This is a genomic window from Pseudomonas monteilii NBRC 103158 = DSM 14164 (assembly GCF_000730605.1).
Lineage (GTDB): Bacteria > Pseudomonadota > Gammaproteobacteria > Pseudomonadales > Pseudomonadaceae > Aquipseudomonas > Aquipseudomonas monteilii.
On record NZ_BBIS01000018.1, the window covers coordinates 108,220 to 132,068 of the forward strand.

Here is a 23,849-nt window from a genome sequence, read left to right on the forward strand (position 1 = left end):
CCGACCTTCAAGATCAGGAGGCGAAACGAGTCGTCAACGCAGCGTGTCGCTCGATGGTTTCATGGGCAAACACCAGGTCGGCCAAATGCGTGAACTGCGCTGCGATGCGCGCCAGTGCCTCGTCATCGCCAAACAACTCCAGCGGCAGCGCCAGGCAGGCCAGTCGCAACAGTTGCAACAGTTGCGCGCGCTCGTGGTGTTCAACCAACAACAAGTGCTCCCCAAAGAGACCTGACAGCAACGGGTCGAGCTCGTCGGGAAACTGCAACAGCCCCAACAGGAACACCAACCAGTCCGGCTCGCTGGCGTTATGCTGGCAAACCAGCTCGTGTACGAGCAGCCTGCGGATGAACACGACATCAACCGAACGCAGACGCTTAAGGTCACCCAGTTTTTTCAGCAACTGGCCAAACTCGTCGCGTGAACAACTGGGATCCTGGGCATTGATGTCGGTCAGCAAGGCAGCCTCGATGAAATCCAGGACCGGGCCACGGTGCTGATAGCCGTAGAGGGCTATCCAGTCCTCATAAGACTCGACCGGGCCGACTTCGGACTCCAGGAACGAGCGATAGGTGTCACGCAACAAGGCCGCCCGCAACGCCAGCGCCTTGCCAAACATCTTGGCTTTGAGTGCCGAATTGATACCGGCCTTCAAACGCTTGGGCGGCGACTGGACCAATACCTGATTCAGTAGCGCTTCCAGACGCCGGCGAGTCGCCTCGGCCATCACTTTTTCCTGCAACAGTTGGCGCAGCACCAGCACCAGATCGCTGTCATCGGGAAACAGCCCCCGGGCTTGTGCCAGCAGCCATTCGATGCTGCGCTCGGCAAGCTTGGCCAGCGACTGTATTTGCCGAGCCTTGGGGACAACATCTTCATCCAGAACCCGCTCGAAGCTGTCTGCCAAGCCTTCGAACTTGTCACCGAAATCGCCCCTACGGCGAAACTGCGAACGCAGGGACGCCGCCATCTCATCGCTGTTTTCAACAAATCGCTGGACGCTAGCTGCTGGAGAAGTATCGTCGTCTGGCGCTTCAACGACCTTTGCCTGGGGCTCGCGGCCCTGATGCGTGCGCGCCATCTGCATGCGCGACAGCACTGCGCCAATAGCAGCCATATCAGCGCTCCAGCGCGCGCAGCACCGCACGGTCGGCCGGGTCACGGGCCACCTTGCCGATCACCTGCGAACCAATCTGCATAGCGCCTGGTTCCAACGGACTGTCGAGCTCTTTAGGTTGAATCAGAAATACCCGAACCGTGTTGGATTCACGGGTCTGCCGATAGCTGAACATCCTCCCCAGATAAGGAATATGCCCCAGCACCGGAGTACGCTTGATCACCTCCCCACTCTCGTCACGGGTGAAGCCGCCTACCAGCAGGCTTTTGCCACGCGGCACTCGAGCAACAGTGCTGATACGCGTTCGGCCAACCGTCGGCAACGCGTCGATCGCGGACGACTCCGTGGTCGAGTCGACCACACTGCCGTCCTCGATATTGAGCGCCATCTCAACTTCTCCGGAGGCTGATATCCGTGGCAAGACGCTGACCAGGGTGCCGTAAGTGACATGTTCGAGCTCAACACTGCGCTCACCGATCAGTCGTGCATAGAACGTACGGTTATTGTCGAAAATCGCCGGAACGTTTTCTTGGGTCAGCACGACAGGCCGCGAAACCACCCGGGCGCGGTTGTCGGTTTCCAGCGCCGAAATGGCAGCCATGAACGAAGTGCTATCCAGCGTGCTCAGCGAGCCGCCGTTGAGCGATGCTGCCACCTTCGAGCCGACCTTGAACGACCCCTTCCAGTCGACGCCCAACTCATTGAGGTCGTCCTTCTGCAGGTCGATGATCCACAGGGAGAGCTCGACATGGCGCTTTGGCTCATCGAGCGCAGCAACCAGATTCTCGATAAAAAGCACCTGTTCCGGGAGCCCCTTCACCAGAAGGCTATTGGTATCGGGGTAGGCCACTACACGGATATTGCCGGCAGCCAGATCACGAGCAATAACCCGCGGCGTAGCCGTGTCGGAAGATGCGACGTCGGGAACACCCAACCCCTCCAATGGAAAGCCCGGCATGCCACCCGCACGTCCTTCTCCGTCCTTGTTGATCACCGCGTCGACACCACGGCTTTCCCCCTTGAGCAGCGTCTCGATAGCCGTCGCAATGCCGGGTACCGTGATGCTTTGGTCGCGCAACTCGTAATTGCGATCTGCAACGAAGGTATTGCGCAAATTGATAACGCCAATGCGCTGCTGTCCGAGTTGCAAGCCGGCACTTTGGTTGTCCATGAACTGCGCGGCCTGCGCCACCAGGTCGACATAGATCGGCGGGCCGGAAATGTAAAAGGTTCGCAACCCGTCGTGACGCAAAGGGTATCGGGCATCGCGCAAACCAGAGTTGCGCAGGAAGGCCTCCAGCTTCTGAACCGTGATGGTATTCAACGAGATGACCGTGCTTTTCGCTTCGGCCGCCTCATAGACATACAACGTCTGACCATCGCTGTACCAGATTAGCGCCATTTGCCGAACAATACGCTCAAGCGTCTGCTGCGGTGCGGTAAGCGAAAAGTCGCCACTGATGGTGCGACGAGCAGCCGCTTTGCTGAGGATGACCGGCTGCCCCAAAGACGCTGATAGTGCATCGAAGAACGTGCGCAGGCCCTCCTGACGAGCCACATAACCCTCTGCAGCACGAACAGAGGCAACCGATGAAGCCATAGGCAACACGCAACAAACCACGAGCATGACAGCTCGCGGACACATACTTTTAAACGTCATGAATTCATTCGCCAGACAGGCCGGTTATATCGATCAAACTACTCGGCGCAATGCCGACCAGCTCTCGAATCTCTTTGGAAAAATGCGAGGAAGAGGCGTAACCAAACTCCAAGGCAACATCTGTCAGGGAGGCAGGGCCTTCAGCCATGCTCAAAAGCGCTCGTGCCGTACGCCACACACGCAACTCGGACTTGGCAGCACCACCCAGGGCTTGACGGCAAAGCCTTCTGAAGTGTGAAACCGATACGCCATAACGGCCTGCAAGGTTCTGGAGCTTTTCACCGCCCGAACCTTGCTCCAGCAAAAAGCCGAGCAACTGATAACGCTCGCTACTGCGCAAATGACGGGCGAAAGCTCGATAGGCCGCACCACCTTGCAGCGCAAGGGTGAGATACCAGGACTCCAGCGCCGGCGCAGTTCGCCCTGGGTCACAACCTTCGCTCAACACGGCCCAGGGCTCGCTTCGAGCAGGCCGTACCTCAGGCACGCCCCCCTGATCGATGAACAACTGCAACTTGAAAAGATTCGTTTGCGACAACGGCAGCACCCAGGCACTGCCACTGAGCACTTGCAACCCCGGGCGTAAAACCAGCAAGCCCTGCCAACCTGGCGCCAGCCACAAGAAAGCCGAACGCTCGCGATGCGCCAGACACAGAACGTCACAGCCATTACGGATACGAATGACTTGCTCACCAGACTTCGTAAGGGCACACCAATCCCTCAGGGTTGAAATCGAGTCTGGTTTATCGCCCGCCCCCACTTCAGTTGCCACCATCACAATCACCCGGCATAGATTCCCAGCCACTATGCTGGAGACCCGCCGAACGATCTTGATGAGAAACTGATGACAACTGCCTGTACCGACCTCTTCGCGGGCAGGCCGGGCCCACAGTTACCGCACCACCTTCAGCCCTGTGAAATCCCTGTGGGAGCGGGTTTACCCGTGAAGAGGCCGGCCCTGCCGAGATAGGTTTCAGCCACTGTGCAGCGGGCTCATCCGCAAGTGCGGTGACGCAGCATGAAAGGAGGGATTGAAAAATGCAGGCATAAAAAAAGAGGCCCTTAGGCCTCTTCTTTTTGTGACCCCAGCGCTGCACTGAGGATCGAATTTGGAGCGGGAAACGAGACTCGAACTCGCGACCCCGACCTTGGCAAGGTCGTGCTCTACCAACTGAGCTATTCCCGCGTCGTGATGGGTGCCATTCTAGCGATTTCTAAAACAGCGTCAACCCCTTGATTCAAAAAAACTTTTATTTCTGCTCCGAACCTTCGCGCAGGTGCGGCCAGGCAGCCAGCAGGTAATGCACCATCGACCACAGCGTCAGCCCCGCAGCCACCAGCAGCAGCCCGTAACCCAGGATGACCCAGAAAGTCACCGCCGGTGGGTTGGCCAGCAGAATCACCAGTGCCAGCATCTGCGCGGCAGTCTTCCATTTGCCAAGGTTGGACACCGCCACATGCGCCCGTGCGCCCAGCTCCGCCATCCACTCGCGCAGTGCCGACACCACGATTTCGCGGCCGATGATGACCGCAGCCGGCAGGGTCAGCCAGAAGTTGGCGTGGGTCTGCACCAGTAGCACCAGGGCCACGGCCACCATCAGTTTGTCGGCCACCGGGTCCAGAAAGGCACCGAACGGGGTGCTCTGCTGCAGCCGACGCGCCAGATAACCGTCCAGCCAGTCGGTGGCCGCAGCGACGGCAAACACGCTGCTGGCGGCCATATAGCTCCAATGGTAGGGCATATAGAACAGCAGGATGAAAATCGGGATGAGCAGGACGCGTAGAACGGTGAGCAGGTTTGGAATATTCATCGGTACGACTGGCTGCAAGTTGAGCCCGGCATTCTACTCGCTATGCAGGCTGGCATAAATTGATTCGGCAAGCTTTTTACTGATGCCGGGGGCTTTGGCGATTTCATCGATACTGGCGCGGTTGAGCTCTTGCAGGCCGCCGAAATGTTTCAGCAGGTCGCGGCGGCGCTTCGGCCCTACCCCGGCCACATCTTCAAGGCTGGAAACGCGGCGGGCCTTGCCACGACGGGCGCGGTGACCAGTGATGGCAAAACGGTGGGCTTCATCGCGGATCTGCTGGATCAGGTGCAGAGCGGCAGAATCGCCCTTGAGGGTAAATTCGTGGTGCACGTCGTTCAGATAAAGGGTCTCGAAGCCTGCCTTGCGGGTAACGCCTTTGGCCACGCCAAGCAGGGTCAGGTCGTTGAAGCCCAGTTCCTGCATCACATCGCGGGCCATGTTCAGCTGGCCCTTACCGCCGTCCACCAGCAATACATCGGGCAGCTTGCCCTCGCCGTCCTTGATACGCCCGTAGCGGCGAGTCAGCGCCTGATGCATGGCGGCATAGTCATCACCACCGGTGATGCCTTCGATGTTGAACCGACGGTAATCGGACTTCAGCGGGCCTTCAGGGCCGAACACCACGCAGCTGGCCACGGTGGCTTCGCCGCTGGAATGGCTGATGTCGTAGCACTCCAGGCGCTGCGGCACTTCATCCAGGCCCAGCACTTCGGCCAGGGCCTCGAAGCGGGCAGCCATGTGCTGGCGGTTGGCCAGGCGGGCGTTGAGCGCCTGCTCGGCGTTGGTGACTGCCAGCTGCTGCCAGCGGGCGCGTGTGCCGCGTACCCGGTGGCTGATGGTCAGCTCGCGGCCACGCAGCGTGTGCAGCGCCTCGGTGATGGCTTCGAAGTCTTCGTGAACCACGTTGACGATCAACTCGCCAGGCAGTTCGCGCTCTGCGTTGCCCAGGTAGTACTGGGAAAGGAATGCAGCCATGACCTCGGCCACCTCTTCCTCGATACCCACCTGCGGGAAAAAGTTCTTGCTGCCCAGTACTCGCCCACCGCGCACGCTGATCAGGTGCACGCAGGCGCCGCCCGGGTTGACGAAAGCGGCGATGACGTCGACATCGCCACTGCCACCTTCTATGTACTGCTGGTCCTGCACGCGCCGCAACAGGGCGATCTGGTCACGCAGCTCGGCAGCTTTCTCGAAATTGAGGGCCATGGCGGCCGTTTCCATCTCGGCATTCAGTTCGTTGCCCAACTGCTGGCTACGCCCTTCCAGGAACATGACCGAGTGGCGCACATCCTCAGCATATTCCTCGGCAGTCACCAACCCGGTGCAGGGCCCTTTGCAGCGTTTGATCTGGTACTGCAGGCAAGGCCGGGTGCGGTTTGCGTAATAGCTGTCCTCGCACTGGCGCACGGAAAAGGCCTTTTGCAGCAGGCTGAGGCTTTCGCGGATGGCCCCCGCGCTGGGGTACGGGCCGAAGTAGCGGCCCTTGGCCTTTTTCGCCCCACGGTGAATGCCCAACCGTGGGAACTCGCCATCGGACAGGAACACATAGGGGTAGGATTTATCGTCGCGCAGGAGGATGTTGTAGGGCGGGCGCCATTCCTTGATCAGGTTCTGCTCCAGCAACAACGCCTCGGTTTCGTTGGCGGTGATGGTGGTTTCGACCTGCGCAATACGCGCTACCAGCGCGGCGGTCTTGGGCGCCAGGCCAGTCTTGCGGAAATAGCTGGCCAGGCGCTTTTTCAGGTTCTTGGCCTTGCCCACATAAAGCAGCCGGGCTTCACCGTCGAACATCCGGTAAACGCCCGGGCGACCGCTGCAGGTCGCCAGGAATGCGCTGGCATCAAACACTTGGGACATGAGATTTACAGGCTTGCGTCAACCATGCCGTGGCGAACGGCCAGCAAGGTCAGTTCGACGTCGCTGGTGACCGAGAGTTTTTCAAAGATCCGATAACGGTAAGTATTGACGGTCTTGGGCGAGAGGCACAACTTGTCCGAGATGATCTGCACTTTCTGGCAGCCGACGATCATCAGGGCAATCTGGATTTCCCGTTCGGACAACGCGTCAAACGGCGAACCTTGCGGCTGAAACGGTTTCAGTGCCAGCTGCTGGGCGATCTGCGGGCTGATATAACGCTGGCCGGCAAAGGCTAGCCGAATAGCCTGGACCATTTCATCAAGGCCTGCCCCCTTGGTCAGATAGCCGGCAGCGCCGGCCTGCAGCAAGCGCGTGGGGAACGGGTCTTCCTCGCACACCGTCACGGCGACTACCTTGATGTCCGGATGGCTGCGCAGCAATTTGCGGGTAGCCTCCAGGCCACCGATGCCGGGCATTTTCACGTCCATCAGCACCACATCCGGCTTGAGCTCACGGGCCAGTTTGAGCGCCGACTCGCCCGAGTCCCCCTCACCCACTACCTGCAGGCCGTCGATGTCGGCGAGCATGCGCGTAATACCGGTTCGTACCAGATCGTGATCATCGACCACTAAGACCCTAATCAAGCACACACCTCGTCAGCAGGGCGATTGGATCCCGCCACCTTAACAAAATTTTTCACGGTGGGCCTAACGCATTGATTCCGTCAGAAACGCCTGACGTTCAACGGCGAGCGGCCTCATTGTTTGCCGGGGTTGACCGTTGCTGGACAAGCGCCCCAACAGGTGCCATAACGCCGCCTGATCGTCGAACGATAACTGCCGGAATGCCCCAAGCAAACCAGACTCATCGGTACTCAAACCTTCCAGCTGTGCTGGGGTACGAATACCGCTGAGCACATACAGCGCGTCCACGCCCCGAACCGACAACGCCGCGAGGTAATCGACCCGAGGGGTACGCTCACCGCTTTCATACTTGCCCTGAGCGTTGGGTTCAACACCGCCGATTTCGCCAAATACTCGCTGGGTCATGCCCAGTCGTTCACGCTCTTCCCGCAGCCGCGGACCGAATCCATTCATTGGGGGCTCTCCTCTTCCCTGATATCCCAGATGCCCACCCTACCGTCCGTAGGCGGCACAAACATGTGGATCCACTATGCCCATGGTCTGGGGTCACGACAAGCCATCATTGGGCTATTAATTGATGGCTCGCTGCATACGCACAAAGCAATCGTCTTCTCCCATTTCAACGAAACCGTGGCGCTGATACAGCTGACGGGCCGGGTTGCTGCGAAACACCATAAGCCGCAGCAGCGGCAGGCGCCGCTGCCTGGCCCAGAGCGCCAACTGCTCCAATACCCAGCTGCCGACCCCGCGCCCACGGTGCTCGGGCAACAGGTGCAACTCGCGGATGAACAACGCCTGGCGGTCCTGGCTAAGGCTGCAGAAACCCAGCAGGGTGTCGCCTTCGGTCACCAGCCACTGCTCGCGCCAGCCCCAGGCCTCGTCGAAGGCTTCTTCGATCCACAACAGGTCGTATTCGCGGTAGTACGGCAACATGGCGCGGCGCGTGAGGTCACGGGCAAAGGTGCAGTGGCGGTCGTTGGCGGGGGTTAACTGTAAAGGCATCGCATTTCGCTCATCGGGGATGACACACGGTCGCACAAACACCGCCCCTGCGGGTACACCTCGCGTTTCTTGTAGCGAATCATCGCGCGACCCTGCCGTTACCGTCTGTCTTGAGCCTAGATAATTCATTGATCGAGGTCACGGCCGGGTTACGAATTGTTTCTATGCTCAAAGCCTTCGGCACCCACGCCCAACGCCAACCGGAGCCCCCATGGCAACCCCGTCACTGGCCAGCCAGCCGCAACTGGCCCGGCGCGATTCCCGCCCGCAGCTTGCCCACACGCCAGGGCGCGCCACCCTCGTGTTGTTCTTCGGCCTGCTACTGGCCGGTATTGCCTATACCGTCTGGAGCCTGAAACAGGATGTAACGGCCAGCGGAACGGTAATCACCACGGTCACACCGTTCCTTCTACTGGGCCTGGCGCTGCTGATTGCCCTGGGCTTCGAATTCGTCAATGGCTTTCATGACACCGCCAATGCAGTCGCCACGGTCATCTACACCCACTCGCTGCCAGCACCGGTGGCGGTCGTCTGGTCCGGGCTTTGCAACTTCCTTGGCGTGTTGCTTTCCAGCGGCGCGGTGGCGTTCGGCATCATTGCCCTGCTGCCGGTGGAGCTGATTTTGCAGGTCGGCTCCTCGGCCGGCTTTGCCATGGTCTTCGCCCTGCTGCTGGCCGCCATCATCTGGAACCTCGGCACGTGGTGGCTGGGCCTGCCAGCCTCGTCCTCACACACCTTGATCGGCTCGATCATCGGCGTGGGTGTGGCCAACGCGCTGATGCATGGGCGTGACGGCACCAGTGGCGTAGACTGGGCCCAAGCCAGCAAAGTCGGCTATGCCTTGCTGTTCTCACCCCTGATCGGCTTTGCCTGCGCGGCCTTGTTGCTGATGGCGTTGCGCGCACTGGTCAAGCGCAAGGAACTGTATCAGGCGCCGGAAAGCTGCACCCCACCACCGTGGTGGATCCGCAGCGTCCTGATCCTCACCTGCACCGGCGTATCCTTTGCCCACGGCTCCAACGACGGCCAGAAAGGCATGGGCCTGATCATGCTGATCCTGGTCGGCACCCTGCCCATGGCCTATGCCCTGAACAAGACCATGCCCAACGAACAGGCTTTGCAGTTTTCTGCCGTCGCCGAAGTAACCCGCCAGGCGCTGGTGCGCAGCGACCCGCAAGCGGCCCCGGCCGACCCGCGCCAAGTACTGACCTTGTTCATTGCCGAGCCCAGGGCCAGCCCGCAACTGGTGCCGGCACTCGCGGCGCTGACCGGGATGATCGGCGACCAGGTCAAAGGCTATGGCTCGCTCAAGCGCGTGCCGGCCGAAGCCATGGCCAATGTGCGCAACGACATGTACCTGACCAGCGAAACCATTCGCCTGATCGAGAAAAAACACCTGGTGGCATTCGATGCCGACACCCGCAGCCATGTAGAACTGTTCAAGGCCCAACTGGACGATGCCACCCGCTACATTCCACTGTGGGTGAAGGTGGTCGTGGCCATCGCGCTGGGGCTGGGCACCATGGTTGGCTGGCGGCGTATCGTGGTGACGGTGGGCGAGAAGATCGGCAAGACCCACCTGAGCTATGCCCAGGGCGCCTCGGCTGAAGTGGTTGCGATGTGCACCATCGGCGCGGCGGACGTGTTCGGGCTGCCGGTTTCGACCACCCATGTGCTGAGCTCTGGCGTGGCCGGCACCATGATCGCCAACGGCTCAGGCATACAGAAACGCACACTGATCAACCTGCTGATGGCCTGGGTGCTGACCCTGCCGGCAGCCATGGTGCTGGCAGGGTCGCTGTACTGGTTGTTGAACCAGGTCCTCTAGGTCCGTCAGGCAGGAATCTTCAGGCCGCGCTGCACGGCTGGCCGTTCAAGGAAGGCGGCCAGTACCCGTTGCACTTCCTTGAACTGATCAAAGCCTACCAACTCCCGCGCGTTGTAACGTTCCACCAGGTTGCGTACCCACGGGAAGATGGCGATGTCGGCGATGCTGTACGCGCCCACCATCCACTCCCGCCCTTTCAGGTGCCGATCCAGCACACCCAGCAGCCGTTTGGACTCGTTGACATAGCGATCACGCGGACGCTTGTCTTCATATTCCTTGCCAGCAAAGAAATGGAAGAAGCCAACCTGGCCAAACATCGGCCCGATGCCGCCCATCTGGAACATCAGCCACTGCAGGGTCTGGTAACGCTGGGCAGGGTCCTGACTGAGCAGTTGGCCGCTCTTCTCCGCCAGGTACTGCAGGATCGCCCCCGACTCGAACAGCGGCAGCGGCTGACCACCCGGCCCGTTGGGGTCGAGGATGGCCGGGATCTTGTTATTCGCGCTGAGCGAGATGAACTCGGGGCTCAACTGGTCATCGTTGTCAAAACTGACCTTGTGCGCCTCGTAGGCCAGGCCGATTTCTTCGAGCATGATCGACACCTTGACGCCGTTGGGTGTCGGCAGCGAATACAGCTGCAGGCGTTCTGGGTGTTTGGCGGGCCACTTGCGGGTAATCGGGAAAGCACTGAGATCGGTCATGATCAGCCTTGCCTGGGGAATGAACCTGTCACTCTAGAGACATCCCCGGCCGCTGACCATCACCGACCATTTATCAGCGCTGGCAACTCAGGCCTGACCGTGGGCCTTGAGCTTGAGCTTTTCGGTGTCGACACGCACGAACACCGAGTCGGCGGTCACGGTCAGCACATCGTCGGCCCAGACCTCGCAGATCACCCGGCTCTTGCGCCCCACGTCCCCTTCCACACGCGCCTTGAGCAACAGCTCGACGCCCATGGGCGTGGGTTTCAGGTAGGTCAGGTTGAGCGTACCCGTGACGCAGTCGATGCGCGGCAGGCTGCCCGGCTCGCGGCCTTCATTGCGGTAGTGGTAAGCCATGGCCGTCCAGTTGGAATGACAGTCGACCAGCATCGCCAGCAGGCCGCCGTAAACCAGGCCGGGCCAGCCGATGAAGGTGCTGTCGGGCGCATGGCGGCATATCAGATGAACGCCGTCGGCGTCCCAGTGGCTTTGCAGGTGCAGCCCGCTGGGGTGGGAGCACCCGCAGCCATAACACGTGCCGTCGGGTGCCGCGAGGGCCTGGAGGGAAAGGGCTTGGTCGTTCATACGCTTCCTGTGCTTATTGAAATGGGGGCGCGCAACGCCCCCATTAAAGCAGAAACATCAGGCCGTCTGGGCAACCACCTTGGCACGCCGCTGGGTCAGCGAAACCAGCAGGATGAACAGGGTGACGCCAGCAGTCATCAGGGTTTCGTAGCGGTAGGCATCGCTGAACAGCATGTAGCCCAGCACCATGACGATGGTGCCGATCACCAGCCAGGTCAGCCACGGGAACAGCCACATTTTCAGTTCCAGCGGCCGCCCTTCGCGCTCGGCCCGGGCACGCATGCGCAGTTGCGACACGGCAATCACCAGGTACACCAGCAAGGCGATGGCACCGGTGGTGGACAGCAGGAAGCCGAACACCTTGCCCGGGAACACATAGTTGACGAAGCAACCGGCAAAGCCTGCCAGGGTGGAGAAGATCACCGCCACGGTCGGTACGCCGGAGCCGGAGATGCGCTTGGTAACGCTCAGTGCCTGACCACGGGCACCCAGCGAATAGAGCATGCGCGATGCGGTATACAGACCCGAGTTCATGCAACTGGTCACCGCTACCAGCACCACCAGGTCAACCAGCAGTTTGGCACCCGGCACGTTCAACACCTCCAGTACGCGCTGGAACGAACCGACCGCCTTGAGTTCAGGGTCGTTCCAGGCCACCAGCGACACCACCAGGAAAATCGACGCCAGATAGAAGATGGCGATGCGGTACACCACCAGGTTGGTGGCGCGGCGGATCTTGTCTTTCGGGTTGGCGGTTTCGTCAGCGGCAATGGTGACGATTTCGGCACCGAAGAACGAGAAGATGGTGATCAGTACACCACCCAGCACCGTCCCGAAGCCGTTGGGCATGAAGCCGCCGTTGTCCCAAAGTCGGCTGACCCCGGACACCTCTGCCAGCGGCCAGAAGCCGAACACGGCCAAGGTGCAGACCACGATGAAGGCAATGATCGCCACCACCTTGACCAGGGCAAACCAGTACTCGAAGGCACCGAAGTTCTTCACGCTGATCAGGTTGGTGCCCGACAGCACCAGCATGATCAGGAAGGCGAACAGCCACGATGGCACCCCAGGGAAGTAGGCGTGCAGGATGTCAGCGCCGGCAATGGCCTCGACAGGAATGATCAGCACCCAGAACCACCAGTACAGCCAACCGATGGTAAAGCCCGCCCATGGGCCAATGGCTTCGGAGGCATAGGTGGAAAACGAGCCGCTGTTAGGGTTGGCGATGGCCATTTCGCCCAGCATACGCATCACCAGCAAGACCAGCAGGCCGGTCATGGCGTAGGAGATGAGGATGGCCGGGCCGGCGGTGGCAATGGCGTTGGAGGAGCCGATGAACAGGCCGGCGCCGATGATGCCCGCAATGGAAATCATGGAAACCTGACGGGAGGTCAGGCCGTGCTGCAGGGAACGCTGTTTCTTGTTGTGTTGCGAAGCCATGAAGAACCCTCGAATGGGTCGGCCGCAGCGAAGCGGCTGAAGGTCGGAGCAGAATTCTTATAAATTTCTGATGTTCGTTGTTGTTGTTTTGCAGATGCCGGAAGCGGTTACAAACCTCCTCTTCGCACGACCGGTTGTAATCGTTGATCCAGGTCAGTATTAATCTATAGGCCGGGGTCAACAAACGACCTTTTCGAACCACATGATTCCGCTTTGGAATGAACTTCTTCCTTTTTTGCTCGGTATTTGCCCGTCATGTCCAAACGCCTGATGCCTTCGACCACCGCCCTTCAGTGCTTCGAAGCGGCCGCCCGCCACCTCAGCTTCACCCGCGCGGCGCAGGAACTGCACCTGACCCAGAGCGCCGTCAGCAAGCAGGTGGCGCAGCTTGAGGACATGCTCTCGCACTCGCTGTTCCAGCGCATTCGCCGCCGCCTGCACCTGACCCCGGCCGGCGCGCTGTACCTCACCGAAGTGAACAAGATCCTCACCCAGATCGACATTTCCAGCCGCTACATCCTCAGCTACGGCGATGAAACCGAAGTGCTGCGCATCGCCACCCAACCCACCTTCGGTGCACGCTGGCTGGTGCCCAGACTCAAGGGTTTTGGCGACCGCTACCCCCGTATTCACCTGGACGTGCGCAACGAGTTGGAACCGTTCGACCTGGTGCAGGCCAAGGCCGATATCGCGTTTTTCTTCGGCCAAGGCACCTGGCCCGGGGCGACCTGCATCGAGCTGTTCAGCGAAGAAGTGGTGCCGGTGTGCAGCCCGCAGCTATTGGCCAACCACCCTTTCGACAGTGCCCAGGCGCTGACCGAGCACCGGCTGCTGCAGTGCGTGTCACGGCCAGAGGCCTGGCACGAATGGTTTCTGGGGCTGGGGCTGCATAGCCAGAACAGCTACCACGGGCCGCGTTTCGACACGTTCTACCTGTGCATTCGCGCAGCGATTGCAGGCTGCGGTATCGCCCTGATTCCGCGCTATCTGGTGGCAGAGGAGCTAAGCGAGGGCAAGCTGGTGGGGGCCTGGGACCACCCGGTGGCGAGCAATGGCCGGCACTTCATCGCCCATGCCGAGCATGCGGCCGAAGTGCCGAAGATCCGGGCCTTTGTGCAGTGGATTCGGGAGCGGGTGGCTGAGGGCGATTGATATTGACCGCGCCGGCAAGATCACGAATCCACGGAATGACCGCAATCGAATAATTCGTTTGCGGAATAACCCGCCAACACGCTTGGATAATAAGAAACTCGAACAAGGTCCCGCGTGCCCATGAACCAGGAAAGTATCAGCCAATCCATTGCCATCGTTCACCCGATCACACTTTCCCATGGCCGCAATGCCGAAGTCTGGGACACCGACGGCAAACGTTACATCGACTTCGTCGGTGGTATCGGTGTGCTCAACCTGGGCCACTGCAACCCCGCCGTGGTCGAGGCGATCCAGACCCAGGCCACCCGCCTGACCCACTACGCCTTCAACGCCGCCCCGCACGGCCCGTATCTGGCACTGATGGAACAACTGAGCGGGTTCGTGCCCGTCAGCTACCCATTGGCCGGCATGCTCACCAACAGCGGTGCGGAAGCGGCCGAAAACGCCCTGAAAGTTGCTCGCGGCGCCACCGGCAAACGGGCCATCATCGCCTTCGACGGCGGCTTCCATGGCCGCACCCTGGCCACCCTGAACCTCAACGGCAAGGTCGCCCCGTACAAACAGCGGGTCGGTGAACTGCCTGGGCCGGTGTACCACCTGCCCTACCCCAGCGCCGACACCGGCGTGACCTGCGAGCAGGCGCTCAAGGCCATGGACCGCCTGTTCAGCGTCGAACTGGCTGTGGAAGACGTGGCAGCGTTCATTTTCGAGCCGGTGCAGGGAGAAGGCGGCTTCCTCGCCCTTGACCCCGCCTTCGCCCAGGCCCTGCGCCGCTTCTGCGACGAGCGCGGCATCCTGATTATCATCGACGAAATCCAGTCGGGCTTCGGCCGCACCGGCCAACGCTTCGCCTTCCCACGCCTTGGCATCGAACCCGACCTGTTGCTGCTGGCCAAGAGCATTGCCGGTGGCATGCCACTGGGTGCGGTGGTCGGGCGCAAGGAATTGATGGCCGCCCTACCCAAGGGCGGCCTGGGCGGCACCTATTCGGGCAACCCGATTGCCTGTGCGGCGGCGCTGGCCAGCCTGGCGCAGATGACCGACGAGAACATCGCCACCTGGGGTGAGCGCCAGGAGCAGGCCATCGTCAGCCGCCATCAGCGCTGGCAGGCCTCGGGCCTGAGCCCGTTCATCGGCCGCCTGACCGGCGTGGGCGCCATGCGTGGCATCGAGTTCGTCAATGCCGATGGCAGCCCGGCGCCGGCACAACTGGCCAAGGTGATGGACGCCGCGCGGGCCAAGGGCTTGTTGCTGATGCCCAGCGGCAAGGCACGGCACATCATCCGCCTGTTGGCACCACTGACCATCGAGGCCGAGGTGCTCGAAGAAGGCCTGGATATCCTCCAGCAGTGCCTGGCCGAGCTGAACTGAGGCTTACAGCCCCAGTTCTTGCGGGGTGAGCATGTCGGACTCGAAGGCAATCCAGCCGCCTTCGAGTTCGGCATGGCCGTTGACGATCGGGCCGTAGTAGGTCAGGCCGTTCTCCAGGGTCACGCAAATGTGCGTGGCCGATTTCTCGGGGGCTGCGAGCGTACCGACGAAATGCACCTTCTTCAGGGTTTCGGTCACCGCTTCCAGGCCAACGCGCATGTTGGGGTTTTCCGAGGCCTCGGTATCTGCGCCGCGGTCTTCAGCGCTGATGGTCACGGTGGCGATGTACGGGTACTTGGTGCTCAAGCGGGGTTACCTCAGTGGATGTGTAGGCGTATGGGCGCGTAGAGTACGGCAGGCGGTCCCGGTTGTCTCTACAGGTGATCTGAATGCCTCGATCTGTTAGGGTGCCCGCCGATGCACGCCACACCACACGAGGATCCCGAGTGAGCGCCGAAGAACCCCTGATCGCCGACCTGTTCGATGTCGACAAACGCCTGTCCCTCAAGCCCGTCGTGGACTTCAACAGCTACCTGCGCAATGCCTTCGGCGAAGGCCCGTGCCGCTGCCACCGCTGCGCCGAAGGTGGTGACGAGAGCACCTACAGCCACGCCCACAGCTTCACCTTCGACGGCCGTCAGTGGCACCGCCGGTTTGCCAGCACCTCGGGTAGCGATGTTGCCCAAGCGCTGAAGAAGGCCTGGCTGTCGTACACCAAGGTCGACCTCAACCTGGTCGGCGCGCTGGACCTGAGCACCCTCAAGACCTTCACCGAAGCCGCGCTGCACCCGCGCCTGCTGGCCCTGCTGCCAGCCAGCGGCCTGGCCCGTGAATTGGATGGCCAATGGATGCTGCAAGCCCAGGGCGACTGACGGCCCGGCGGCAGGGCAGGATTCCACCGGTCTGCTAACGTGGTGGAATCCGCCCATCCGCAGGTAGTCCGCCATGGCCCGCACAACGCCCATCGAGCTGTACCGCAATATCGGCATCGTCGCACACGTTGACGCCGGCAAGACCACGACTACCGAGCGGATCCTGTTCTACACCGGGGTCAACCACAAGATGGGCGAGGTGCACGATGGCGCCGCGACCATGGACTGGATGGCACAGGAGCAGGAGCGCGGCATCACCATCACCTCGGCGGCGACCACGGCGTTCTGGCAAGGCTCGACCAAACAGTTCGCGCACAAGTACCGCTTCAACATCATCGACACCCCCGGCCACGTCGACTTCACCATCGAGGTGGAGCGCTCGTTGCGCGTGCTCGATGGCGCGGTGGTGGTATTCAGCGGCGCTGACGGGGTGGAGCCACAGTCCGAGACGGTCTGGCGCCAGGCCAACAAGTACCATGTGCCACGCCTGGCCTACATCAACAAGATGGACCGTCAGGGTGCTGACTTCCTGCGCGTGGTCAAGCAGATCGACCAGCGCCTGGGGCACCACCCGGTACCCATCCAGCTGGCCATCGGCAGCGAAGAAAACTTCGTCGGCCAAATCGACCTCGTGAAAATGAAGGCCATCTACTGGAACGATGCCGACCAGGGCACCAGCTACCGCGAAGAACCCATTCCCGCAGAACTGCAGGCGCTGGCCGACGAATGGCGTGCGCATATGATCGAGGCCGCCGCCGAGGCCAACGATGAGCTGACCATGAAGTTTCTCGAAGGCGAGGAATTGAGTGTCGACGAGATCAAGGCTGCGCTGCGCCAACGCACCATCGCCAACGAAATTGTACCGACCATCCTCGGCTCCTCGTTCAAGAACAAAGGCGTGCCGCTGATGCTCGACGCGGTGATCGACTACCTGCCCGCCCCGTCGGAAATCCCGGCGATCAAGGGCACCGACCCCGACGACGAAGAGAAGCACCTGGAGCGCCACGCCGACGACAAAGAGCCGTTCTCGGCCCTGGCATTCAAGATCGCCACCGACCCCTTCGTCGGCACCCTCACCTTCGCCCGGGTGTATTCCGGCGTACTCAGCTCGGGCAACGCAGTACTGAACTCGGTCAAGGGCAAGAAGGAACGCATCGGCCGCATGGTGCAGATGCACGCCAACCAGCGCGCCGAAATCAAGGACGTGTGCGCCGGCGACATCGCGGCGCTGATCGGCATGAAGGACGTGACCACCGGCGACACCCTGTGCGACATGGACAAGCCGATCATCCTGGAGCGCATGGACTTCCCCGACCCGGTGATTTCCGTGGCCGTCGAGCCGAAGACCAAGGCCGACCAGGAAAAAATGGGCATCGCCCTGGGCAAGCTGGCCCAGGAAGACCCGTCATTCCGCGTGCGCACCGACGAAGAAACCGGCCAGACCATCATTTCGGGCATGGGCGAGTTGCACCTGGACATCATCGTCGACCGCATGCGCCGCGAGTTCAATGTCGAGGCCAACATCGGCAAGCCGCAGGTGGCCTACCGCGAAAAAATCCGCAATACCTGCGAGATCGAGGGGCGTTTCGTCCGCCAGTCCGGCGGCCGTGGCCAGTATGGTCACTGCTGGATCCGCTTCGCCCCTGGCGACGAAGGCAAGGAAGGCCTGGAGTTCATCAACGAGATTGTCGGTGGCGTGGTACCACGCGAATACATTCCGGCGATCCAGAAAGGTATCGAAGAGCAGATGAAAAACGGCGTACTGGCCGGCTACCCGCTCATCAACCTGAAAGCGGCGGTGTATGACGGCTCTTACCACGATGTCGACTCCAACGAAATGGCCTACAAGATCGCTGCGTCGATGGCCACCAAACAGCTGTCGCAGAAAGGTGGCGCGGTGCTGCTGGAGCCGGTGATGAAGGTGGAGGTGGTGACGCCGGAGGAATACCAGGGCGACATTCTGGGTGACCTGAGCCGACGCCGCGGGATGATTCAGGACGGTGACGAAACGCCGGCAGGCAAGGTGATCCGTGCCGAGGTGCCGCTGGGCGAAATGTTCGGCTATGCCACCTCGATGCGCTCGATGACCCAGGGCCGAGCGAGCTTTTCGATGGAGTTCACCCGCTATGCCGAGGCACCGGCCAGTATTGCCGATGCCATTGTGAAGAAGAACCGCGGGGAGTGACTCATTAGCCTGTGCCGGCCTCTTCGCGGCTAAAGCCGCGAAGAGGCCGGCACAGGCTACCACCCACCCTCAGTGCTGCTCACCTGCCCGCTTCAGTAGCTTCTTGCACCGCTCCGACAAGTGCACAACCCGCAGCTGCTTGCCCGCCTTGGCATACCGTTCACGCAGGGTCTTCAATGCCGCAATCGCCGAGTAATCGACAAAGCTCAGATGCTGGCAATCCAGCGTAACCTGAGCAGGGTCGCTGGCCGTATCGAACTGGTTGAGGAACGAGGTGGTAGAGGCAAAGAACAACGTGCCATGTACCTGATAATGCTTGCCGCCCTGCGCATCCTCATGGCAGTCCGCATACAACTCCCGCGCATGCTGCCAGGCAAAGTTAAGGGCCGCGATGATGATGCCGAACAGCACCGCCATGGCCAGGTCGGTAAACACTGTCACGACAGTGACCGCAATGATCGCCAGCACGTCATTCACCGGCACTTTGTTAAGCACCCGCAGCGACGCCCAGGCAAAGGTCTGCTGGGCCACCACGAACATCACCCCGACCAGCGCTGCCAGCGGAATGCGCTCGATCAGCGGCGACAGGAACAACACGAACAGCAAGATCATCACCCCGGCCACCACCCCGGACAGCCGGCCACGGCCATTGGAACTGAGGTTGATCACCGTCTGCCCGATCATCGCGCAGCCACCCATGCCGCCGCACAGGCCCGAGACCATGTTCGCCGCACCCAGCGCCACGCACTCGCGGTCCGGGAAGCCTCGGCTCTCGGTGATTTCATCGGTCAGGTTGAGGGTAAGCAGGGTTTCCAGCAGCCCGACCATGGCCATCAGCACTGCGTAGGGGGCGATGATCTTCAGGGTTTCCAGGTTCCAGGGCACATCCGGCAGCGCCAGCCCCGGCAGGCCACCGGCGATGTGCGCCATGTCACCCAGGGTGCGGGTGGGCAGCCCGAGCAGGTACACCAGCAGGCCAACACCCAGGATCGCCACCAGCGCCGGCGGAACTGCACGGGTCAGCTTCGGCAGCACGTAAACCACCGCCATTGTCAGGGCTACCAGCCCGATCATCAGGTACAGCGGCGCACCACTGAGCCAGTGCTCACCGTCCTTGAAATGCTCCAGCTGAGCCATGGCGATGACGATGGCCAAGCCGTTCACGAAGCCAAGCATCACCGGGTACGGCACCAGGCGTACCAGTTTGCCCAAGCGCAGCAGGCCGAACAGGATCATCACCACCCCGCCCAGCAACACCGTCGCCAGCAGGTACTGCACGCCATGCTGCACCACCAGCGCGACGATCACCACGGCCATTGAGCCAGCGGCGCCAGAGATCATCCCGGGCCGACCACCGAACAGCGCAGTCAGGGTACAGATGATGAATGCGCCATACAGGCCCATCAAAGGGTTGAGGTGGGCCACCAGGGCAAAAGCGATGCACTCGGGCACCAGGGCGAACGAGGTGGTGAGGCCGGCGAGCAGGTCGGCACGTAGTCGGGCGGGTTTCATGGATATCCTGTGGTGCGGCCCGGGCGGGCGATACAAAAACAAGGGGCGCGATGTTACGGAATTTGTCTGGCAGCGGCCACCGCGAAGGCCGCTAGCGCGCAGCGCGGGTCAGCCACTCGGCCATGGCGGCATCCTCCAGCGCATACTCACCACGATTGGCTTTCCATACCAGTTCCTTCTCGCGCAAAGCATCCAGCGCTTTCTGTACGTTAGGCGTGCTGGCGATGACCTCTGCCTGAGCCTGCTCCAGCTTGCGACTTACCTCGACCAAAGTCTGCTCGGTAAATGGCGAAAACGGTTGGCGGCCTAGCGTGCGCTCGGCCATGACCTCAAGCACAGCTTGCTGCAAGGGTGAGAGTTCGTTCCAGGCACTTTCGTAGTCGCTCCACACGCCAGCCTGATGATTGAGCGCCCCGGTGCGCAGAAGTTCGCCCAAATTGCCCGCTTCTCCCAGACCAACGCTGACCTCGGCCAGTAATTTGTTGAGCATTTCCGGGCGCCGCCCCACCCGCTCAAAAGCGTACGCCAGGTCATCAACCTTGAATTGATTACTGTCTGCCAGGCGCCGATTCCACAGCGCAGTGATGAACTCGACATATTCACCCCCCAACAACGGGAATGGCGTGATACTGGCGCCGAAGAAGGGCTGCTTGCTTTTGAGCACCAGGTTGGCCAACTTGTCCCGGCTGGAGCCAGTGAACACCAGTCGCAGGCCATCCGGGCGATCACCACGGTTCAGGTTGTCACGCGCAGCCTTGAGGGCGAACATCGCGTTAAGGCCATCTTCGCTGTTGAGGGCATGCTGGGCCTCATCGATGATCAGCACAACCATCTGGCCCGACACTTGGTGCAATACAGCAAGTGCCTGAGCGAGGGTAGTACCCGACGGTAGTTGAGGCCGAGTGAAATCCCAGCTGAGGGTGCGCAGCAGGTTGATCTTGTCGATACCGGCCTTTTTCGCAGTTTTCGTGAGCGCGCCTTCAAAGCTAGCCAGCGCTGCACCGATCGCACCACTGATGAGCTCGGCCGGATCCGCATTACGGTCCGACCAGAGGTCGACGTAAACCGGCAGCCAACCCAGATGCACGCACTCAGGGATGAAGTCGTTATTGAGGAAGGTGCTTTTCCCTGTACGCCGTGGTGCGGCAAGGAACATGCCCGAACTGTAGTCGACCAGTGACTCGCCAGCCAGGTCTTTGGCCAGGGCCTTGGCCAATTGGTCGCGACGCAGGAGCGGGCGGATCGGAGACATGGCTTTATCCTCAATTATCTCGCTGACTATAATTTATAGCTTACAAGATAAAGCAAGATAAATCACATTTCCGCATTTCTCTCCATTGCGGCGCTTGTGATCCATGGCCGGCAAATCCCCGACAAATTTGCCATCATGTTGATTCCCCCCGCGGAGATCATGGACATGCCGCTACGCCCCCTTTTCACCACCCTGCTGCTGGTTACCAGCCTCGTCGCCCAGGCCGCCACCGAGGTGGTGCCGCTGCAGCACCGCGCCAGCGCCGAACTGCTGCCTGCGGCGCAGGCATTCGTCGGCAAGGACGGCACAGTCAGCGCCTTCGAGAACAAGCTGATCGTCAACGCCAGCCCCGAGCGCATCGACGACCTGCGCGCCCTGCTGCAACAACTGGACACCGTCCCCAAACGCCTGCTGATCAGCGTCGACAACAACGACAGCAACTTCCAGGACAACCGTGGCAATGCCCATGTTATCCACTACGGCACCAGCAACCGCGACGGCGGCATGCAACAAATCCAGGCCAGCGAAGGCCAGCCGGCGCTGATCCAGGTTGGCCAGAGCATCCCGATCACCAGCACCAGTACCGACGGCTACGGGCGCCTGCAGAGCAACACCGAATACCGCAACGTGACGCAGGGTTTCTACGTTACGCCAAGCCTGAGCGGCGATACGGTTCGTCTGCAAATTAGCACCAATAATGACCGCATCAGCCATGAACGTGCAGATGTAGTGAAAGTACAAAGTACCGACACGACCGTCACCGGCAAGCTCGGCGAATGGATCACCCTGGCAGGCTACAACCAGCAGAGCCAAGCCGACCGCAGCACGTCAAGCCGCAGTTACAGCACCCAGCGCGGTGAAAACATGACGCTGCGTGTCAAAGTCGACCTTCTCGACTGATCCCAGGCAATTCAAGGCCTCGACCAAAGGCCTTGAAACTGACTGCCAAGTCGCATTAGACCAAAGATGTAGTAAGCGAAAAATTCCACTACAAAACATTTGACATGCCCTTTTTCCCAAGGGCATGATGGCCTCGCTCCCGCTAATCAGGGGCCCTGGCAAGGGCCTTCGAGGCGTGCTCCTCCCACCCCTGGAGGCGCCTCGTGTCTATACGGCCCACAAGGCGGTTCGACGGGATTGCGACTGCAACGAAGAAGTTGTCCCGAGGGACGGAAGCGCATCACCGCAGTACTGGCAATCGCGTAGCACCGCAGCAAGGCAACCACGAGCCGACCTGCCGGAGCACACCTTCGCCTGGCCTGCCCACCCTTCCCCCTTCGAGCCTTCGCGTTCGCCGCCGCACTCTCTAGAACAGGACAGCCGCCAGGCACCCTGATCTGCACCCGGGCATCAGCACAATTAACCCAAGATCGATGCGACGAGGTTTATTTCCATGGCACTGACACGCGAACAGCAAATTGCAGCCCTCGAGAAAGACTGGGCCGAGAACCCGCGCTGGAAAGGCGTGACCCGCACCTACTCCGCCGCCGATGTCGTTCGCCTGCGTGGCTCCATCCAGCCGGAGCACACCTTTGCTCGCCAAGGCGCAGAAAAACTGTGGAAGCTGGTCACCGAAGGTGCCCACCCGTCCTTCCGCCCAGAAAAAGATTTCGTGAACTGCATGGGCGCCCTCACCGGCGGCCAGGCAGTGCAACAGGTAAAAGCCGGCATCCAGGCCATCTACCTGTCCGGCTGGCAAGTAGCCGCCGACAACAACTCGGCCGAGTCCATGTACCCTGACCAGTCGCTGTACCCGGTCGATTCGGTACCGACCGTAGTCAAGCGCATCAACAACGCCTTCCGCCGCGCCGACCAGATCCAGTGGAAAGCCGGCAAGAACCCAGGCGACGATGGCTACATCGACTACTTCGCACCCATCGTGGCTGACGCCGAAGCCGGTTTCGGTGGCGTACTGAACGCCTACGAACTGATGAAGAACATGATCGAAGCAGGCGCCGCCGGCGTGCACTTCGAAGACCAGCTGGCCTCGGTCAAAAAATGTGGTCACATGGGTGGCAAGGTACTGGTACCGACCCAGGAAGCCGTACAAAAGCTGGTGGCCGCGCGCCTGGCAGCCGACGTGTCGGGCGTGCCTACCATCATCCTGGCCCGCACCGACGCCAACGCCGCCGACCTGCTGACCAGCGACTGCGACCCGTACGACCAGCCGTTCGTGATCGGCGAGCGTACCCGTGAAGGCTTCTACAAGGTACGCGCCGGCCTCGACCAGGCCATCGCCCGCGGCCTGGCCTATGCGCCGTACGCCGACCTGATCTGGTGCGAAACCGCCAAGCCAGACCTGGACGAAGCCCGCCGCTTCGCCGAAGCGATCAAGAAGGAATACCCGGACCAGATCCTGTCGTACAACTGCTCGCCTTCGTTCAACTGGAAGAAGAACCTGGACGACGCGACCATCGCCAAGTTCCAGCGCGAGCTGTCGGCCATGGGCTACAAGCACCAGTTCATCACCCTGGCTGGCATTCACAACATGTGGCACGGCATGTTCAACCTGGCGCACGACTACGCCCGCAACGACATGACCGCCTACGTGAAGCTGCAAGAGCAGGAATTCGCGGACGCCAGCAAAGGCTACACCTTCGTGGCGCACCAGCAGGAAGTGGGCACTGGCTACTTCGACGACATGACCACCGTGATCCAGGGTGGCGCATCGTCGGTGACTGCACTGACTGGTTCGACCGAGGAAGAGCAGTTCCACTGATAGTGGGCTGCTGCTGAACGAAGGCCCGGAGCTTGTGAAAGCTCCGGGCCTTTATTTTCAGAAGCCTTTGAAAATGTTTCTGGGCTGGGAGGTGTTCGCCACAGCATCTTCAACGCCCGTGATACCGAGCGCCGCCTGCGC

The 23,849-nt window shown here is 61.1% G+C and carries 21 protein-coding genes and 1 tRNA gene; 7 read left to right on the forward strand and 15 right to left on the reverse strand.

Going from position 1 to position 23,849, the window contains the following annotated elements:
• Positions 1 to 13: 13 nt before the first annotated feature.
• From sctW to PM2_RS11360, 9 genes are all read right to left on the reverse strand, one after another.
• Entirely contained in the window at positions 14 to 1,117 is a 1,104-nt protein-coding gene (gene sctW, locus PM2_RS11320; RefSeq protein WP_016711575.1) for a type III secretion system gatekeeper subunit SctW, read from the reverse strand.
• Between the two features lies 1 nt (position 1,118).
• Complete coding sequence (gene sctC / locus PM2_RS11325; RefSeq protein WP_080694000.1) at positions 1,119 to 2,777, reverse strand: type III secretion system outer membrane ring subunit SctC; 1,659 nt, start codon at positions 2,775 to 2,777, stop codon at positions 1,119 to 1,121.
• Between the two features lie 4 nt (positions 2,778 to 2,781).
• On the reverse strand, positions 2,782 to 3,552 hold the full coding sequence (locus tag PM2_RS11330) for a helix-turn-helix domain-containing protein (RefSeq protein ID WP_028699016.1): 771 nt from the start codon (positions 3,550 to 3,552) through the stop codon (positions 2,782 to 2,784).
• Between the two features lie 335 nt (positions 3,553 to 3,887).
• Positions 3,888 to 3,963, reverse strand: a tRNA-Gly gene (locus tag PM2_RS11335).
• Positions 3,964 to 4,027: 64 nt separating this feature from the next.
• Positions 4,028 to 4,588, reverse strand: a complete 561-nt coding sequence (pgsA, locus tag PM2_RS11340; RefSeq protein ID WP_016711578.1) for a CDP-diacylglycerol--glycerol-3-phosphate 3-phosphatidyltransferase — start codon at positions 4,586 to 4,588, stop codon at positions 4,028 to 4,030.
• Between the two features lie 33 nt (positions 4,589 to 4,621).
• A complete protein-coding gene (uvrC, locus tag PM2_RS11345) occupies positions 4,622 to 6,445 on the reverse strand; it encodes an excinuclease ABC subunit UvrC (RefSeq protein WP_016711579.1) in 1,824 nt (607 codons plus the stop codon).
• Positions 6,446 to 6,450: 5 nt separating this feature from the next.
• Positions 6,451 to 7,089, reverse strand: a complete 639-nt coding sequence (gene gacA / locus PM2_RS11350) for a response regulator transcription factor GacA (protein ID WP_003251380.1) — start codon at positions 7,087 to 7,089, stop codon at positions 6,451 to 6,453.
• Positions 7,090 to 7,152: 63 nt separating this feature from the next.
• Entirely contained in the window at positions 7,153 to 7,542 is a 390-nt protein-coding gene (locus tag PM2_RS11355) for a helix-turn-helix domain-containing protein (protein ID WP_016711580.1), read from the reverse strand.
• A 117-nt stretch (positions 7,543 to 7,659) separates the two neighbouring features.
• The gene (locus PM2_RS11360) at positions 7,660 to 8,091 is read right to left on the reverse strand and encodes a GNAT family N-acetyltransferase (protein ID WP_016711581.1); all 432 of its coding nucleotides are present in this window, start codon (positions 8,089 to 8,091) and stop codon (positions 7,660 to 7,662) included.
• A 211-nt stretch (positions 8,092 to 8,302) separates the two neighbouring features.
• Between PM2_RS11360 and PM2_RS11365 the strand changes: the two genes are divergently transcribed.
• On the forward strand, positions 8,303 to 9,919 hold the full coding sequence (locus PM2_RS11365; RefSeq protein WP_028699015.1) for an inorganic phosphate transporter: 1,617 nt from the start codon (positions 8,303 to 8,305) through the stop codon (positions 9,917 to 9,919).
• Positions 9,920 to 9,924: 5 nt separating this feature from the next.
• Here the strand turns inward: PM2_RS11365 and PM2_RS11370 are convergent, their stop codons facing one another.
• The 3 genes from PM2_RS11370 to PM2_RS11380 form a co-directional block, all read right to left on the reverse strand.
• The gene (locus tag PM2_RS11370; RefSeq protein ID WP_016711583.1) at positions 9,925 to 10,620 is read right to left on the reverse strand and encodes a glutathione S-transferase N-terminal domain-containing protein; all 696 of its coding nucleotides are present in this window, start codon (positions 10,618 to 10,620) and stop codon (positions 9,925 to 9,927) included.
• Positions 10,621 to 10,707: 87 nt separating this feature from the next.
• The gene (locus tag PM2_RS11375) at positions 10,708 to 11,205 is read right to left on the reverse strand and encodes a PaaI family thioesterase (RefSeq protein ID WP_016711584.1); all 498 of its coding nucleotides are present in this window, start codon (positions 11,203 to 11,205) and stop codon (positions 10,708 to 10,710) included.
• A 57-nt stretch (positions 11,206 to 11,262) separates the two neighbouring features.
• The gene (locus PM2_RS11380) at positions 11,263 to 12,645 is read right to left on the reverse strand and encodes an amino acid permease (RefSeq protein ID WP_016711585.1); all 1,383 of its coding nucleotides are present in this window, start codon (positions 12,643 to 12,645) and stop codon (positions 11,263 to 11,265) included.
• Between the two features lie 255 nt (positions 12,646 to 12,900).
• On the opposite strand from PM2_RS11380, the gene gcvA reads away from it, so the two are divergent.
• Both gcvA and PM2_RS11390 read left to right on the forward strand, forming a co-directional pair.
• Positions 12,901 to 13,797, forward strand: a complete 897-nt coding sequence (gene gcvA / locus PM2_RS11385; protein ID WP_028699014.1) for a transcriptional regulator GcvA — start codon at positions 12,901 to 12,903, stop codon at positions 13,795 to 13,797.
• 120 nt (positions 13,798 to 13,917) lie between these two features.
• Entirely contained in the window at positions 13,918 to 15,168 is a 1,251-nt protein-coding gene (locus PM2_RS11390) for a 2-aminoadipate transaminase (RefSeq protein ID WP_016711587.1), read from the forward strand.
• 3 nt (positions 15,169 to 15,171) lie between these two features.
• On the opposite strand, the gene PM2_RS11395 is transcribed toward PM2_RS11390, so the two are convergent.
• Complete coding sequence (locus tag PM2_RS11395; RefSeq protein WP_016711588.1) at positions 15,172 to 15,474, reverse strand: hypothetical protein; 303 nt, start codon at positions 15,472 to 15,474, stop codon at positions 15,172 to 15,174.
• A gap of 140 nt (positions 15,475 to 15,614) precedes the next feature.
• On the opposite strand from PM2_RS11395, the gene PM2_RS11400 reads away from it, so the two are divergent.
• Complete coding sequence (locus PM2_RS11400; RefSeq protein WP_016711589.1) at positions 15,615 to 16,040, forward strand: hypothetical protein; 426 nt, start codon at positions 15,615 to 15,617, stop codon at positions 16,038 to 16,040.
• Positions 16,041 to 16,113: 73 nt separating this feature from the next.
• Entirely contained in the window at positions 16,114 to 18,225 is a 2,112-nt protein-coding gene (gene fusA, locus PM2_RS11405) for an elongation factor G (RefSeq protein ID WP_016711590.1), read from the forward strand.
• A 69-nt stretch (positions 18,226 to 18,294) separates the two neighbouring features.
• Here fusA and PM2_RS11410 read toward each other — a convergent pair whose 3' ends face one another.
• Positions 18,295 to 19,737, reverse strand: coding sequence for a SulP family inorganic anion transporter (locus PM2_RS11410; RefSeq protein ID WP_016711591.1), 1,443 nt, complete (start codon positions 19,735 to 19,737; stop codon positions 18,295 to 18,297).
• Between the two features lie 91 nt (positions 19,738 to 19,828).
• On the reverse strand, positions 19,829 to 20,989 hold the full coding sequence (locus PM2_RS11415) for an ATP-binding protein (protein ID WP_016711592.1): 1,161 nt from the start codon (positions 20,987 to 20,989) through the stop codon (positions 19,829 to 19,831).
• A gap of 165 nt (positions 20,990 to 21,154) precedes the next feature.
• Between PM2_RS11415 and PM2_RS11420 the strand changes: the two genes are divergently transcribed.
• Positions 21,155 to 21,889, forward strand: coding sequence for a secretin GspD/PilQ domain-containing protein (locus PM2_RS11420; protein ID WP_028699013.1), 735 nt, complete (start codon positions 21,155 to 21,157; stop codon positions 21,887 to 21,889).
• Positions 21,890 to 22,382: 493 nt separating this feature from the next.
• A complete protein-coding gene (gene aceA, locus PM2_RS11425) occupies positions 22,383 to 23,708 on the forward strand; it encodes an isocitrate lyase (RefSeq protein ID WP_016711593.1) in 1,326 nt (441 codons plus the stop codon).
• Positions 23,709 to 23,849: the final 141 nt, after the last annotated feature.